The organism is Clavibacter sp. A6099, assembly GCF_021919125.1.
Taxonomy (GTDB): Bacteria; Actinomycetota; Actinomycetes; order Actinomycetales; family Microbacteriaceae; genus Clavibacter; species Clavibacter seminis.
The window spans coordinates 1519692-1536103 of the sequence record NZ_CP083439.1; the positions used below are offsets into that span (position 1 = coordinate 1519692).

The 16412-nt window shown below is 73.9% G+C and carries 8 protein-coding genes; 4 read left to right on the top strand and 4 right to left on the bottom strand.

The annotated features are described in order from the left end of the window. Positions 1-38 precede the first annotated feature (38 nt). Entirely contained in the window at positions 39-2621 is a 2583-nt protein-coding gene (gene glgB / locus KYT88_RS07235; protein ID WP_051629384.1) for a 1,4-alpha-glucan branching protein GlgB, read from the bottom strand. Then, positions 2618-5062 (bottom strand): alpha-1,4-glucan--maltose-1-phosphate maltosyltransferase, encoded by a 2445-nt coding sequence (locus KYT88_RS07240; RefSeq protein ID WP_370644839.1) that lies wholly within the window; start codon positions 5060-5062, stop codon positions 2618-2620. Before KYT88_RS07240 ends, glgB begins: the two co-directional genes overlap by 4 nt. A 217-nt stretch (positions 5063-5279) precedes the next feature. On the opposite strand from KYT88_RS07240, the gene glgP reads away from it, so the two are divergent. Continuing rightward, complete coding sequence (glgP, locus tag KYT88_RS07245; RefSeq protein ID WP_043587257.1) at positions 5280-7835, top strand: alpha-glucan family phosphorylase; 2556 nt, start codon at positions 5280-5282, stop codon at positions 7833-7835. A gap of 54 nt (positions 7836-7889) precedes the next feature. Here the strand turns inward: glgP and KYT88_RS07250 are convergent, their stop codons facing one another. Together KYT88_RS07250 and KYT88_RS07255 are read right to left on the bottom strand one after the other, a co-directional pair. After that, positions 7890-9224 carry an SGNH/GDSL hydrolase family protein gene (locus tag KYT88_RS07250; RefSeq protein WP_043587254.1) on the bottom strand — a complete coding sequence of 445 codons (1335 nt, stop codon included), beginning with the start codon at positions 9222-9224 and terminating at the stop codon, positions 7890-7892. 156 nt (positions 9225-9380) lie between these two features. After that, complete coding sequence (locus KYT88_RS07255; RefSeq protein WP_237583828.1) at positions 9381-11438, bottom strand: glycogen debranching protein; 2058 nt, start codon at positions 11436-11438, stop codon at positions 9381-9383. A gap of 19 nt (positions 11439-11457) precedes the next feature. Between KYT88_RS07255 and KYT88_RS07260 the strand changes: the two genes are divergently transcribed. Genes KYT88_RS07260 through ligA form a run of 3 tightly spaced genes read left to right on the top strand, consistent with a single transcriptional unit; the run spans position 11458 to position 16362 of the window. Continuing rightward, positions 11458-12663, top strand: a complete 1206-nt coding sequence (locus KYT88_RS07260; RefSeq protein WP_043587250.1) for a cysteine desulfurase family protein — start codon at positions 11458-11460, stop codon at positions 12661-12663. Continuing rightward, positions 12660-13838, top strand: a complete 1179-nt coding sequence (mnmA, locus tag KYT88_RS07265; RefSeq protein ID WP_051629383.1) for a tRNA 2-thiouridine(34) synthase MnmA — start codon at positions 12660-12662, stop codon at positions 13836-13838. Before KYT88_RS07260 ends, mnmA begins: the two co-directional genes overlap by 4 nt. Before the next feature lie 7 nt (positions 13839-13845). Then, on the top strand, positions 13846-16362 hold the full coding sequence (ligA, locus tag KYT88_RS07270) for an NAD-dependent DNA ligase LigA (RefSeq protein ID WP_043587248.1): 2517 nt from the start codon (positions 13846-13848) through the stop codon (positions 16360-16362). Positions 16363-16412 lie beyond the last annotated feature (50 nt).

Below are 16412 nucleotides of genomic sequence, written 5' to 3' on the forward strand. Positions count from 1 at the left end.
CCCCGAGGGGTGCGGCGCCGTCGTCGTCTGCGATCCGATCAGACCGTGGGCACCCGCGGGGTGCCGTCGTCGGATCCGGGGGCGTCGTCCGTCGTGGACAGCCCCTCGACGGGTGGCTGCGCGTCGGGCGACTGCGGCAGCACGGGGAGGGCGTCCGGCTCGGCGAACGGCGTGCCGTCGGCGCGCGACTCGTCGGCGTCGGGGGCCGCGTGCGCGGGCGCCTCGACGGGGCGGAGGTCGGCCGGATCCTGCTCCAACCGCAGCCACAGGCCGGCGAGCGGCGGCAGCGTCAGCTCCGCCGACGCGGGGCGGCCGTGCCAGCCCTCGTCGCCCGCGTGCACGGCGCCGAGGTTGCCGACGCCGGATCCGCCGAACTGCTCGGCGTCCGTGTTGAGGATCTCCTCCCACACGCCCGCCTGCGGCAGCCCCAGCCGGTAGCCGGAGATCGGCGCGCCGGAGAAGTTGTGCACGACGGCGACCTGGTTGCCCTCGCGGTCACGCCGGAGGAACGCGAGCACGTTGCGCCCGGCGTCGCCCGCGTCGATCCACTCGAAGCCGGCCGGGTCGTTGTCGAGCGCCCAGAGCGCGGGCGTGTCGATGTAGGTGCGGTTGAGCGACCCGACGAGGTCGAACAGGGCGCGGTGCACGGGCTGGTCGAGGATCCACCAGTCGAGGCCGCGCTCCTCGCTCCACTCGGAGACCTGCCCGAACTCCTGGCCCATGAAGAGCAGCTGCTTGCCGGGGTGCGACCACATGAACGAGAGGTAGGCGCGCACGTTGGCGAGCTTCTGCCAGTGGTCGCCCGGCATCTTGCCGACGAGAGAGCCCTTCCCGTGCACGACCTCGTCGTGGCTGATGGGGAGGAGGAAGTTCTCCGTGTACGCGTAGACCATCGAGAAGGTGATCTGGCCGTGGTGGTACGAGCGGTACATCGGATCCTCGGCCGCGTAGTCGAGGGTGTCGTGCATCCAGCCCATGTTCCACTTGAGGCCGAAGCCGAGGCCGCCGTCGCTCGTGGGGCGCGTGACGCCGGGGAAGCTCGTGGACTCCTCCGCGATCATCACGATGCCGGGGTGGGTGCGGTACGCGGTGGCGTTGACCTCCTGCAGGAAGCTGATCGCCTCGAGGTTCTCGCGTCCGCCGTGCACGTTGGGGAGCCACTGCCCCTCCTCGCGCGAGTAGTCGAGGTAGAGCATCGAGGCCACGGCGTCCACCCGGAGGCCGTCGATGTGGAACTCCTCGAACCAGTACAGCGCGTTGGCGACGAGGAAGTTGCGCACCTGCGAGTGCCCGAAGTCGAAGACGAGCGTGCCCCAGTCCTGCTGCTCGCCGCGGCGCGGGTCCGTGTGCTCGTAGAGCGGCTGGCCGTCGAACTGCGCGAGCGCGAAGGCGTCCTTCGGGAAGTGCGCGGGGACCCAGTCGACGATGACGCCGATGCCGGCGCGGTGCAGCGAGTCGATGAGGAACTTGAGGTCGTCGGGGGATCCGAAGCGCGACGTCGGGGCGTAGTAGCCGGAGACCTGGTAGCCCCAGGATCCGCCGAACGGGTGCTCGGCGAGCGGCAGGAACTCGACGTGCGTGTAGCGCAGCTCCTGGAGGTAGGCGACGAGCTCGCCGGCGACCTCGCGGTAGCCGAGGCCGGGACGCCAGGATCCGAGGTGCATCTCGTACACGCTCATGGGGGAGTCGTGCGGATCGCGCGCGGCGCGCTCCTCGAGCCAGGCGGCGTCGTCCCACTGGTACTCGCTCGTCTCGACGCGCGACGCGGTCGCCGGCGGGACCTCGGTCATGCGGGCCATGGGGTCGGCCTTCTCGATCCACTGCCCGGCCTGCGTCAGGATCTCGAACTTGTACGAGACGCCGGGATCGACGCCCGGCACGAAGAGCTCCCAGACGCCGTTGCCGTCGAGGCGGCGCATCGCGTGCTGCACGCCGTCCCAGCCGTTGAACGAGCCGATGACGCGCACGGCCCGGGCATGCGGCGCCCAGACGGAGAACGAGACGCCCCAGTACGTCTGCGCGACGCCCCAGTGCTCGCGGTGGTGGGCGCCGAGGACGTCCCAGAGGCGCTCGTGGCGCCCCTCGCCGAAGAGGTAGAGGTCGAGGTCGCCCACGGTCGGGAGGAAGCGGTAGGGGTCGTCGCTCGTCCAGCTGCCGCCGTCGGAGTAGCGCGCCTCGACCTGGTAGTCCTGCAGGCCGAGCACGTGCGCGCCCTGCCAGACGCCGTGTCCCACGTGGGCGAGCGCGACGCGGGCACCGGTGGAGAGGATCACCGACACCGCGTCGGCGAGCGGACGCAGCGCGCGGACGACCACGAGGTCGTCGGACACGCCGTCGATCGCGACGGGGTGCTGGCCGAGGAGGGAGTGGGGTCCGGAGTGGACGCCCTCGGCGACGGCGCGCAGGTCGTCGTCGGCGACCTCCGGGAGGTGGATCGGGTCGGAGGCGGGCGACGAGGCGGGCGCCTCCTCCGCCGCGCTGTCATCGGCGGGCACGACCACGTCGGCGCCCTGCTCGACGTCGGCGTCGGCAGCCGGCGGCACGATCACGTCGGCGCCGGGCAGCTCGCCCTGGGGGTCCTGCGGGTCGTCCTGGGGGGTGGTGTCTGTCATGTCCGTCATCCCTTCGATGCGGTCGGGGTGACCCGGAACACGTGCACGGGGTGCGTGAACGCGTCGAGCCGGACGAAGTTGGAGGTGGACCAGGTGTAGACGTCGCCCGTGAGGAGGTCCTCCACCTCGAACACGGCGTCCTCGGCGAGGCCGAAGCGCGTGGGGTCGAGGTGGACCTGGGTCTCGCGTGCCGAGTGCGGGTCGACGTTCGCGACCACGAGGATCGTGTCCGCCTCGCCCGTGCCCGTGTGCTCGGCCGCGAGGTGCTTGGAGTAGACGAGGATCGATTCGTCGTCGCTCCAGTGCACGTCGAGGTTGCGCAGCTGGCGGAGCGCGGGGTGCTGGCGGCGGATCTCGTTGAGGCGCGTGATCTCCGGTGCGATGGATCCGCCGAGCTCCTCCTGACGGGCCCAGTCGCGCGGCTTGTACTCGTACTTCTCGTTGTCGATGTTCTCCTCGGCGCCGGGGCGCGCGACGTTCTCGATCAGCTCGTAGCCCGAGTAGATGCCCCACGACGGCGACGCGGTGGCGGCGATGGCCGCGCGGATCCGGTACGCCGCGCGCCCGCCGAACTGCAGGTACGGCGTGAGGATGTCGTGCGTGTTCGCGAAGAAGTTCGGCCGCAGGTAGTCGCTCGTCTCGTGGCTGACCTCGGTGAGGTACTCCTCGAGCTCCTCCTTCGTGTTCCGCCAGGTGAAGTACGTGTACGACTGCTGGAAGCCGATCTTCGCGAGCGTGCGCATCATCGCGGGGCGCGTGAACGCCTCGCTGAGGAAGATCGCGTCGGGCTCGTCGCGCATGACCTGGTGGATGAGGCGCTCCCAGAAGACCAGCGGCTTGGTGTGCGGGTTGTCGACGCGGAAGATCTTGACGCCGAGGCCGAGCCACACGCGCATCACGCGGAGCATCTCGCGGTACGACCCTTCCGGGTCGTTGTCGAAGTTCAGCGGGTAGATGTCCTGGTACTTCTTCGGCGGGTTCTCCGCGAACGCGATCGAGCCGTCGGGCAGCGTCGTGAACAGCTCCGGATGCGTCGTGACCCACGGGTGGTCGGGCGAGGCCTGCAGCGCGATGTCGATCGCGAGCTCCATGCCGTGGTCCGCGACCGCCTGGACGAAGGCGCGGAAGTCCTCCGCGGTGCCGAGCTCGGGGTGGATGGAGTCGTGCCCGCCGTCCTCGGAGCCGATGCCGTAGGGCGAGCCCGGGTCGTGCTCGCCGGCGGTCAGGGTGTTGTTCGGCCCCTTGCGGTTGGTGCGGCCGATGGGGTGCACCGGCGGGATGTAGACGACGTCGAAGCCCATGTCGCGGATCGCGGGGAGGCGGCGGGCGGCCGTGGCGAAGGTGCCGCTCGTCCAGGATCCGTCCTCGTGCTCGACGGCGCCCTCGGAGCGGGGGAAGAACTCGTACCAGGATCCGACGGCGGCGCGCTCGCGCTCGACCACGATCGTGCGCTCGGGAGAGAGGGTGACGAGGCTGCGGAGGGGCAGGCGGTCGATCGCGGCGAGGACGTCGGGGGTCGTCGCGGCGGCGAGGCGCGCCTCGGGTGAGGCGTCGGCGTCGGAGATGCCGGCGAGCGCCGCCCGGAGGACGTCGCGGTCGGCGCCGTCCCGGGTCTCGTCCGCTGCCGCGCGCTCGAGCGCCTCGGCGCCGAGGGCGAGCATCACGTCGACGTCGAGGCCCGCGGGCACCTTGATCTCCGCGTTGTGCAGCCACGTGCCGAAGTCGTCGGACCACGCGCTCACGCGCCAGTTCCAGACGCCCTGGGTCTCGAGCTGGGCCGTCGTGATCCAGCGGTCGAGGCCGGGCTTCGTGGCGTCGAGGGACATGCGGTGCGCGGTGACGGCGCCGGTTGGGTCGGTGAGGAGCACGTCGGCGCCGATGAGGTCGTGGCCCTCGCGGAAGATCGTCGCGCCGAAGGGCACCACGTCGTGGACGAAGCTCTTGGCGGGCCAGAGGTCGTCCTCGATCTGCGGGGTGAGCGACAGGATCGGGATGCGGCCGATGACGGGGACGTATCCGTCGGTCTCGGGCTCGGCGGGCTGCGTCGGCGACGCGGCGGGCGCCGGCTCGGCCACCGGCGCGGCGTGGCGGGGTGCGGACGGCGCGGGGGCGGCGGGCTCCGGCGCGGATGCGACCGGCGCGACGGGCTCGACGGCGGCGGCGGGCGCCGGATCACGCGTCGGCGTCGGCTCCACGGCCGCGTCGGGAGCGGGCTCCGGAGCTGCGGGCGGTCGCGGTGCCGCGGGCGGCTGCGGCTCAGCGGGCACCGGCGGGATGACGGGCGGCTGCGGCTGCGGCTCCGACGCCGAGGGCGCCTCCGGCATCATCGGGAGGCGGGGCTCGGGCGGCTTCTGGGCGTCCTGGAGCTTCTGGGCCTTGGCGGCCTTGCGCGCTGCACGGCCGCGCACCGGGCGGGGGAGGGGATCGGGTCCGTCCTGGGGTGTGGTCACTGTTCGACCGTAGCCCGTGCGCCGTCCGGCTGTCGCTCGCCGCGGCGACGGCGGGCGCCGTGCGGATGCCCGACGCCGGCCCGTCACCGTCCGTCCGGCAGGCGTCCACGGAGCCTCCACGCGCGGGCAGGACCCTGGTGCCCTGCCATCCCGCGGCCCTAGGCTCGGGAGCCATCCGCGCGGGCCAGCCCGCCGCCGTCCGGTCCGAGGGAGTCCCGTGAAGGCCATCCGCAGATTCACCGTCCGTGCCGTCCTCCCCGAGGAGCTGTCCGCGCTGGACGAGCTCGCCGGGAACCTGAGGTGGTCCTGGTACGAGCCCACCCGCCGCGTGTTCGCGCACGTGAGCCCCGAGCTGTGGGAGGGGACGGGCCACGATCCGGTCGCGCTGCTCGGCGCGGTCGACCAGGAGCGGCTGCGCGAGCTCGCGGCCGACGACGGCTTCGTGGCGTGGGCCGAGGAGCAGCGGGAGGATCTCCGCGCGTACGTGCGCGAGCCGCGCTGGTACCAGCAGCTGGAGGGCGACGTGCCGGAGGCGATCGGCTACTTCTCGCCCGAGTTCGGCATCGCGGCCGCGCTGCCGCAGTACTCGGGAGGCCTCGGGATCCTCGCGGGCGACCACCTGAAGAGCGCCTCCGACCTCGGCGTCCCGCTCGTGGGCGTCGGACTCTTCTACCGCTCCGGCTACTTCCGCCAGGGGATCTCCTCCGACGGCTGGCAGCAGGAGACCTACCCCGTATTCGACCCCGACGGCCTGCCGCTCCAGGTGCTGCGCGACGCCGACGGCGCGCCGGTCCACGTCGCCCTCGAGCTGCCCGCCGACCGCACCCTGCACGCGCGGATCTGGCAGGCGCGCGTCGGCCGCATCCCGCTGCTCCTCCTCGACACCGACGTGCCGGAGAACGACGACGACCTCCGCGGCGTCACCGACCGGCTCTACGGAGGCGGCGGCGAGCACCGGCTGCACCAGGAGCTGCTGCTCGGCATCGGCGGCGTGCGGGCGATCGCCGCGCACGCCCGCGTCACGGGAGCGCCCGTGCCGCGCGTCTTCCACACGAACGAGGGGCACGCCGGCTTCCTCGGAGTGGAGCGGATCTCGACGCTCATGGCCGACGGGCTCGACTTCGACGAGGCGCTGCAGGTGGTGCGCGCGGGCACGGTCTTCACGACGCACACGCCCGTGCCCGCGGGCATCGACCGGTTCGACGTCGGCCTCGTGCGCGAGCACGTCACGGAGCGGCTGCTGCCCGGGGTGCCGCCGGAGCGCGTGCTGGGGCTCGGCGCGGAGCTCCACGACGGCGGATCCCCGGACGTCTTCAACATGGCGCTCATGGGCCTCCGGCTCGCGCAGCGCGCCAACGGCGTCTCCCAGCTGCACGGCGAGGTCAGCCGCGGCATGTTCTCCGGGCTCTGGCCGGGCTTCGACGTCGACGAGGTGCCGATCACGAGCGTGACGAACGGCGTGCACGCGCCGACCTGGACGGACCCGATGCTCATGTCGCTCGCGCGCGAGCGCCTCGGCACGTGGGACACCACGGCGGCCGACTGGTCGTCGACGGCCGTGAGCGACGGCGACCTGTGGGACGTGCGGGGCCGGATGCGCCGACAGCTCGTCGAGGACGCCCGCCGCCGCGTCGTGCGCGCCTGGCGCGAGCAGAACCCCGGCGCGGTCGAGCCCGCGTGGCTCGAGGACGTGCTCGACCCGGAGGTGCTCACGATCGGCTTCGCCCGGCGCGTCCCCACCTACAAGCGGCTCACGCTCATGCTCCACGACCGGGAGCGCCTCCGCCGGATCCTCACCGACCCGGAGCGGCCCGTGCAGATCGTGGTCGCGGGCAAGTCGCACCCGGCGGACGACGAGGGCAAGCGCCTCATCCAGGAGCTGGTGCGCTTCGCTGCGGAGCCGGGGATCCGCGGCCGCCTCGTGTTCCTGCCCGACTACGACATCGGCATGGCCCAGCTGCTCTACCCGGGCACGGACGTGTGGCTCAACAACCCGCTCCGACCGCTCGAGGCGTGCGGCACGTCGGGCATGAAGGCCGCGCTCAACGGCGCGCTCAACCTGTCGATCCTCGACGGCTGGTGGAACGAGTACTTCGACGGCGGCAACGGCTGGGCGATCCCGTCGGCCGACCGCGCGCACGACGGCGCCGAGCGCGACGCGATGGAGGCGACCGCGCTCTACGACCTCATCGAGAACCGCATCGCGCCCCGCTTCTACGACCGCGACGCCGACGGGGTGCCCGTCGGCTGGGTCCACGACATCCGGCACACCCTCCGGACGCTGTCGCCCGAGCTCAGCGCCGACCGCATGGTGCGGCAGTACGTCGAGCGGCTGTACGTGCCCGCCGGGCGCGCGCAGGCCGTCGTCGCGGCCGACGGCTCCGCCCGAGCCCGCGAGCTGGCGGCCTGGCGCGGACGCGTCGTCGCCGCGTGGCCGTCGGTGCAGGTCGCGCACGTCGAGTCCGAGGGCGTCGAGAACCAGGCGCAGGTCGGCGACGAGCTGCGCGTGCGCGCGTGGGTGGCGCTCGGCGGCCTCGGCGCGGGCGACGTGACGGTGGAGGTCGTGCACGGGCGGACAGGCGAGGGCGACGTCCTGACGGATGTGGTGCGGCACGCGCTCGAGCCCGTGGGCGGATCCGGCGGGCAGCAGGAGTACGCGGGAACCGTGCGGCTCACGACCGCGGGGCCGTTCGGGTACACCGTGCGCGTCGTGCCGCGGCACGAGCTGCTGGCCTCGAGCGCGGAGCCCGGGCTGGTCGCGGTCGCGGTCTGACGCGGCCGGGCGGCGCGCGCTCGGGCCCGCCCGGCTCGCCGCCGCCTCGCCGTCTCAGGCCGGGGTGGCGGAGAGCTTCGCGGCGAGCACCTCGGCGAAGCGCGCGTAGCCCCGGTCGTTCGGGTGGTTGTCCGGGCCCATCCAGCCGTACGGGTCGGACGCGCCCTCGCCGACCATGCGCGGGATGTACGCGCCGATCTCGAAGACGTCCGCCAGCGGATCCGCCGACGCCGCGTCCCGCAGCGCGCCGATGTAGTCCGCCCACGTAGTGCCGCGGATCGGCAGCGTCGTGCGCTCGTACGGCGGCGTGAACAGGATGGGCGCCTCGCTCGTGGTGCGGATCAGCTCGATGAGCACCGCTGCATCCGAGCGCACCTGCTCGGGCGTGCGGACGACCACGTCGTTGATGAGGTGCTCCGGCATCCACAGGTCGAGCTCGAAGCGCGGGGCCGAGCGGATCCACGTGCTCACGCCGTCCGGCCGCGCCTTCTCCGACAGCTGCCAGAGCTGCGAACCGGAGTTGCCGCCCTCGATGACGTGCACGCCGCGCTCCTCGTCGCCGTCGAACAGCCACGCGCCCTCGAGCTCGGGCTTCCCGCCGGCCCACGCGACCGTGATCGCGTGCTCGGCGGGGTCCATGGCCGGGCTCGTCCAGGTGAGGGATCCGCCGACGTCGGCGCGCACCGTCTCGGGCTCGCCGTCGTCGACCTGCACGGTGATGGCGACGTCGAGGCCGGGCGCCCACCAGCAGACCCGCGCAGAGGTCATGCGCGCGGTGTACGTGCCGGGACCCGACGCCTCGGTGAGCATCACCACGCGCCGCCCCCAGCCGTGCCGGCCGCCCGCGGCCGGCGTCCCGGCGAACGCGAAGCCCTGGTCGGCCGGCACCGTGATCTGGTGCCGGGAGGCGATGTAGTCGAGCCCGCCCCGCGCGCCGGAGGGCAGCGCGCCGCGCAGCCGGTCGCGGAGCTGGGCGGGGTAGGCGTGCTGGAGCGTCGTGGCGCCCTGGCCCTCGGTGATGCTGTCGCCGAGGACGCCGATGGTCAGGCGGCGTTCCCGCACCTGCTCCCGCAGCGCGTAGAAGCCGGCGAGCGCGTCGTCGGGGGCGTAGGTCATGGGGTCGATCGGCGGGCCGCCGGATGCGGTGACCTCGGGCGCGGCCGGATCCCCGGGATCCGGGGTCGGGGTGGCGGTGGCGCCGCCCGTGGGCGGGGCCGGCCGGGGCGTCGTGGTGCAGCCCGCGACGGCGGCCACGGCGGACAGCGCGGCCAGGCCGCCGCCGGCGACGAGCGCGCGGCGGGTGATGGTGCGGCGTCGATCGGTCGGGCGGGCCACGGGCGGCGCGTCGGGGGAGCGGTCGCCGGGCGGTGCGGGGGACTCGTCGGTCATGTGCGGCGTCCTCGGAGGTTCTGGGCGCGGCGATGCGCGGCGGATCGTGCGGGCGCCTCCAGGAGAGCACACGAGCGCCGCGCGACGCGAACCCGGCGCGGCCCCCGTCCGGGACGGATCGCCGCGTCGGCGACGCCGCATCCCCGAAGGTGCGGCTCAGCTGGCCCGGTAGATCCGCAGCGCCGGACCGTCGACCTCGACCCGGTCGCCGGGCGCGTCGTCGGTCGCCACGACCTCGGGCCGCTCCCATTCGCTCGACCACAGGAGCCGCCAGCTCGCCACCCCGTCGTGCTCCGGCAGTCTCACCTCCGCGCGGGACTCCTGCCCGTGGACCACGACGAGCACCGTGTTCGGGTCCTCCGTCTCGGGGGTGGATGTGGTGATCCACTGCAGCGTGCGGGTGCCCGTCGACTCCCAGGCGGCCTCCGTCATGGGCGCGCCGTCCGCGTCGCGCCAGGCGAGGACCGACGCGCTCGGCACGTGCGCGTCCGGTTCCGCGTAGCGCACGGGCCGGAGGGCCGGGTTCTCCCGCCGGATGCGGATGAGGTGGCGCGTGGTCGCGTGCAGGTCCATCCGCCACGCGTCCTCGTCCCAGCGCATCCAGGTCGCCGCGTTGTCGAGGCAGTAGCCGTTGTTGTTGCCGCGCTGGGTGCGGCCGCGGTCGTCGCCCATCGTGATCATGGGGAGGCCCGCGGAGACGAGCAGGGTGCCCAGCAGGTTGCGCGACGTGCGCCTGCGGGCCCCGAGGATCGCGGCGTCGCGCGTCGGGCCCTCCACGCCGTGGTTCCAGGAGCGGTTCGCGTCCGTGCCGTCGCGGTTGGACTCGCCGTTGCCGCTGTTGTGCTTGCGGTCGTAGGAGGTGAGGTCCGCCAGCGTGAAGCCGTCGTGCGCCGTGACGAAGGAGACGGAGGCGAGCGGGCCGCGCTCGGCGGCGAACGTGCCGGAGGATCCCGCGAGGCAGGACGCGAGCGCCCCCACTCCGTTCGGGGCGCGGCCGGAACGCCGGGACTCGGCGACGTCGGCGAGCCAGAAGTCGCGCACGACGTCGCGGTAGCCGTCGTTCCACTCGCTCCAGCCGGATCCGAACCCGCCCGTGCGCCAGCCGCCCATGCCCACGTCCCACGGCTCCGCGATCATGAGGAGCCCGTCGAGCGCCTCGTCCTCGACGATGGCGCGGAGCAGCGGGTGCGCGGGGTCGAAGTCCACGCGCTCGTCACGACCGAGGGTGACGGCGAGGTCGAAGCGGAAGCCGTCGACGCCCATGACGTCGGACCAGTGCTCGAGCGAGTCGAGCACCAGGCGCTGCGCGTCGGGCCGGGACAGGTCGACCGTATTGCCGCAGCCCGTCACGTCGATGGGCGTCCCGTCCGGCGTGTGCCGGTAGTACCGCGACCCGTCGATGCCGCGCAGGCTCGTGACCGGCCCGTCGGCGCCCTCCTCGGCGGTGTGGTTGTAGACCACGTCGAGCACGACCTGGATGCCCGCGGCGTGCAGCGCGTCGACCATCGCGCGGAACTCGGCGGCGATGGCGTCGGCCCCGGCGTCGCGCGCGGCGCGGGTGGCGTAGGGCGCGTGCGGCGCGAGGTAGGCGAGCGTGTTGTAGCCCCAGTGGTTGATGCGGCCCTGCGCGCGCAGCCGCTCCTCGCTCGTGGAGGCGTGCACGGGCAGGAGCTCGACCGTCGTGATGCCGAGGTCGGCCAGGCGCTCCACGGTCGCCGGGTGCCCGAGCCCCGCGTACGTGCCGCGCAGCTCCTCGGGCAGCCGCTCGTCGAGCTTCGTGAAGCCGCGCACGTGCAGCTCGTAGAGCACCTGGCGGTCGCGCGGCACCACCGGTCGCGCGGAGCGACGCGTGGCGCGCTCCTCCGCGGGCACCTCGCTCGTGACGACCGAGCGCCACGCGGCAGGACCGACCTGGACGAGGCCGCGCGCGTAGGGGTCGAGCAGGTGCCGCGTCGGGTCGAAGGAGTCGCCGGGCGCGGCGTCGCCGTCGACCCGCACAGAATAGGCGGTGCCGGGGACGAGCCGGTCGCTGGATCCGGTCCAGACGCCGTCGTCGCCCCGCTCCATGGCGACGACCTCGACCACGCGGCGCGGGTCGTCGACGGCCGAGACGGTGAGCTCCACGGCGGACGCGCCGTGGCTCACGACGCGCAGCGTGCCGCCCTGGTCGGAGAGCGTCAGCCCCAGGGGCACGGGCGGTCCGGGGCGCGGCATGCGACCTAGGGTAGGGGGCATGACGGTCTACCTCGACCACGCCGCGACGACCCCCATGCGGCCGGAGGCGATCGCGGCGCTCGCCGGGGCGCTGACCCTGGTGGGGAACCCGTCCTCCATCCACTCGCACGGCCAGGAGGCCCGGCGCGTGCTCGAGGAGGCGCGCGAGTCCATCGCGCGGGCGCTCGACGCGGACCCGGTCGAGGTCGTGCTCACCTCCGGCGGCACGGAGTCGGTGAACCTCGGGATCAAGGGGCTGCACGGCGCGCGCATCGCGGAGGACCCCCGGCGCACGCGGATCCTCATGCCCGACGGCGAGCACCACGCCACGGTCGACACGGTCGAGTGGCTCGAGCGGCGCGGCGCCGTCGTGGAGCGGCTGCCGATCGACGACCTCGGGCGCATCGAGGTGGACGCCGCCCGCGCCGCGCTCGCCGCGGATCCCGGATCCGTCTCCCTGCTCACCTTCCTCGCCGCGAGCAACGAGGTGGGCACGATCCAGCCCGTCGAGGAGCTCGCGGCGCTCGCGCGGGCGCACGGCGTGCCCGTGCACGTCGACGCGGTCGCTGCGCTCGGCCACATGCCCGTCCCGTTCCGGCGCTGGCGCGACGCGGGCGTCGATGCCGTCAGCGTCTCGGCGCACAAGGTCGGCGGGCCCGTCGGCAGCGGCGCGCTCGTTCTCGCGCGGCGGGCGACGGTGGATCCGCAGATCCACGGCGGCGGCCAGCAGCGGCAGGTGCGCTCCGGCACGCAGGACGCCGCGTCCGCGGTGGCCTTCGCGGCGGCCGTCACCCTCGCCGTCGCCGAGCTGGACGCCGAGCGCGTGCGGCTCAGGGCGCTGCGCGACCGGCTCGTCGAGTCCGTGCTGCGCGACGTGCCCGGCGCCGTGCTCCGCGGCGATCCGGATCCCGTCGGCCGCCTCCCCGGCAACGCGCACCTCACCTTCGCCGGCTGCCAGGGCGACTCGCTGCTGCTCCTGCTCGACATGGCCGGCGTCTCGGTGTCGACGGGATCCGCGTGCCAGGCAGGCGTGCCCGAGGTCTCGCACGTGCTCATCGGCATGGGCATCCCCGAGGACGAGGCCCGGGGCGCGCTCCGGTTCACGCTCGGCCGCACCACGACGGACGCCGACGTCGACGCGCTCCTGGCGGCGCTGCCCGGCGCCGTCGCGCGAGCCTCCCGGGCGGGCCTCGCGGGTCGCGCGGCGCGTAGGCTCGCGGAGTGAAGATCCTCGCAGCGATGAGTGGCGGAGTCGACTCCGCCGTGGCCGCCGCCCGCGCCGTGGAGGCCGGGCACGACGTGACGGGCGTGCACCTCGCGCTCAGCCGCATGCCGGGGACGCTCCGCACCGGATCCCGCGGCTGCTGCACCATCGAGGACTCGATGGACGCGCGCCGCGCCGCCGACCTGCTGGGCATCCCGTTCTACGTGTGGGACTTCTCCGAGCGCTTCGCGGCCGACGTGGTCGACGACTTCGTGGCCGAGTACCAGGCCGGCCGCACCCCCAACCCGTGCATGCGCTGCAACGAGCGGATCAAGTTCGCCGCCGTCCTCGAGAAGGCGCTCGACCTCGGCTTCGACGCCGTCTGCACCGGGCACTACGCGGACGTGATCGAAGGACCGGACGGGCAGCCCGAGCTGCACCGCGCGGCCGCGTGGGCCAAGGACCAGTCGTACGTGCTGGGCGTGCTCACGGCCGAGCAGATCGCGCACTCCTACTTCCCGCTGGGGTCGACGCCCTCTAAGGCCGAGGTGCGCGCGGAGGCCCAGGCCCGCGGGATCCAGGTGGCGCAGAAGCCCGACAGCCACGACATCTGCTTCATCCCCGACGGCGACACCCGCGGCTGGCTCGCCGACCGCGTCGGCGCCGAGCCCGGGGACATCCTCGACGGCGCGGGGAACGCGATCGGCACGCACCAGGGCGCAGCGGCGTTCACGGTCGGGCAGCGCAAGGGCCTCGCGATCGGCACGCCGGCTCCCGACGGGCGGCCGCGGTTCGTGCTGGAGATCCGGCCGAAGGACAACACCGTCGTCGTCGGCCCGCAGGAGGCGTTGGCGATCCGCGAGATCGCCGGATCCTCGTACACCTGGGCCGGCACCCCTCCGACGCGGCCGGACCAGCCGTTCGACTGCGACGTGCAGATCCGCGCGCACGCGGACCCCGTGCCCGCGCGGGCGGCGGTGTCGGTGGTCGATGGCAGCATGCAGCTCGTGATCACCCCGAGAGACCCCCTGCACGGCGTCGCCCCCGGCCAGACCGCCGTCGTCTACGCCGGCACGCGCGTGCTCGGCCAGGTCACCATCGACCGCACCGTGAGCGCCGTGGACGATGCTCGGCCGCCGATGCGCGACGCCGCCCAGGCCGCCCCCGCCCTCGCCGGCGCGGCAGCGGGGGAGTGAGCGTCACATGAGCGACACGACGACCGGATCCGACCAGGCCGCCGACGCCGTCCCCGCCACCACGTCCGCCGATCTCGAGGCGGCGTCCGCCCGCGTCGACGCGCTGCGGATCGAGATCGAGCGCCACCGCGACGCGTACTACGCGTCGAACGCGAGCACGGTCGCCGACGCCGAGTACGACGCTCTCGTCCATGAGCTCGCGGCGCTCGAGGAGGCGCACCCCACCCTCCGCAGCCAGGACAGCCCCACGCAGACGGTCGGCGGCCGCGCCGAGACCACCCTGTTCGCGCCCGTCACGCACGCCGAGCGCATGCTCAGCCTCGACAACGTCTTCAGCGAGGAGGAGCTGGCCGAGTGGGCCGCCAAGGTCGAGCGCGACGCCGGCAGCGGCCGTGTCAGGTACCTCAGCGAGCTCAAGATCGACGGGCTCGCCATCAACCTCCGCTACGAGCACGGCGTGCTCGTCACGGCGGCCACCCGCGGCGACGGCGTCGTCGGGGAGGACGTGACGCAGAACGTCCTCACCATGGGCACCGTCCCCGAGCGGCTCGCCGGATCCGGACACCCGCCGCTCGTCGAGGTGCGAGGCGAGATCTTCTTCCCCGTCGCCGAGTTCGACGAGCTCAACGCCCGGCAGCTGGAGGTGGGCGAGCGCGTCTTCGCGAACCCCCGCAACGCCGCCGCCGGATCCCTGCGCCAGAAGGAGGAGGGCAAGAGCCCTGCGCGGCTCGAGCTCATGCGCGCGCGCATCCGTCGACTCCGCATGCTCGTGCACGGCATCGGCGCCTGGCCCGTCCGCGAGCTGGAGAGCGACGCGCATGTCACCGCGCAGTCGGAGGTCTACGGGCTGCTGGCCGGCTGGGGCCTCCCCATCTCCACGCACTTCCGCGTGTTCGACGAGATCGCCGACGTCACGGGGTTCGTGCGGCGACACGGCGCGCACCGCGCCGAGGTCGAGCACCAGATCGACGGCATCGTCATCAAGGTCGACGACCTGGGGCTGCACGAGGAGCTCGGCGCCACCAGCCGCGCGCCGCGGTGGGCCACCGCATACAAGTACCCGCCCGAGGAGGTCAACACGACGCTCCTCGACATCGTCGTGAGCGTCGGCCGCACGGGCCGGGCCACGCCGTTCGCGGTCATGGAGAAGGTCGAGGTCGCCGGATCCGAGGTGCGCCAGGCCACGCTGCACAACCAGCAGGTCGTCAAGGCCAAGGGCGTGCTCATCGGCGACACGGTCGTCCTGCGCAAGGCCGGCGACGTCATCCCCGAGGTGCTCGGCCCGGTGGTGGAGCTGCGCGATGGATCCGAGCGCGAGTTCGTCATGCCCACGTTCTGCCCCGAGTGCCAGACGCCGCTCAAGCCCGCCAAGGAGGGGGACATAGACCTCCGCTGCCCGAACGCGCGCAGCTGCCCGGCGCAGGTGCGAGGGCGCGTCGAGCACGTCGCGTCGCGCGGCGCGCTCGACATCGAGGGCCTCGGCGAGGTCGCGGCGGCCGCACTCACGCAGCCGCTCGAGCCGGAGGATCCGCCGCTCGAGACCGAGGCCGGCCTGTTCGAGCTCACGATGGCCGACCTCGTGCCCATCACCGTCGTCGTCCGCGACGCCGAGACCGGCATGGTGAAGGTCGATGAGAAGACGGGCGATGCCAAGCGCGTCACGCCGTTCCGGCGCAAGCGCGCCCCGAAGCGCGACGGCGCGTTCAACCCCGCCGAGCCGTGGGGCGACGAGGACTCCGTGCCGTCGAAGTCCGCCGAGCTGCTGCTCGAGAACCTCGAGAATGCGAAGACCCAGGACCTCTGGCGCATCCTCGTGGCCCTCAGCATCCGGCACGTCGGCCCGGTCGCGGCGCGCGCGCTGGCCGGCTGGTTCGGCTCGCTCGACGCCATCCGCTCGGCCAGCCGCGAGGAGCTGGCCGCGGTCGACGGCGTGGGCGGCATCATCGCCGACGCCCTGCTCGACTGGTTCGAGGTCGACTGGCACCGCGAGATCGTCGACCGCTGGGAGAGGGCGGGCGTCGTCACGGCGGTCCCCGGCCACCCGGGTCCTGGCGCGGCGGCCGCGGCGGGCGGCGTGCTCGCCGGCCTCACGGTCGTGGCCACCGGGTCGCTCGAGGGCTACACGCGCGAGGGCGCGCTCGAGGCGATCATGGCGGCGGGCGGCAAGGCCGGATCGAGCGTCAGCAAGAAGACCCACTACGTCGCGGCCGGACCGGGCGCGGGATCCAAGCTCGGGAAGGCGGAGGCGCTCGGCGTGCGGATCATCGAAGCGGCCGAGTTCCGCCTGCTCGTGGAGCAGGGGCCCGACGCCATCGCGCTGCCGGACGCGGATCCGGCGCCCGACGCAGATCCGGCGGCCGAGGCGCCCGAGGACCCGACCGCGGGGGTGAAACCGAAGCGCGCCCGGAAGAGGAAGGCGCCGGCCGCCGGGGAGATCGCGTCCGCCGCGGACGTCGAGGCGGACGCCGCAGCCCATCCGGAGGCGGGCGCCCACGAGCCGGACGGCGCCGCAGAGACCCTCTGATCGGGCCTCCCGCCCGACACAGCGCGCCGATACCATGGACCCACGCGTCG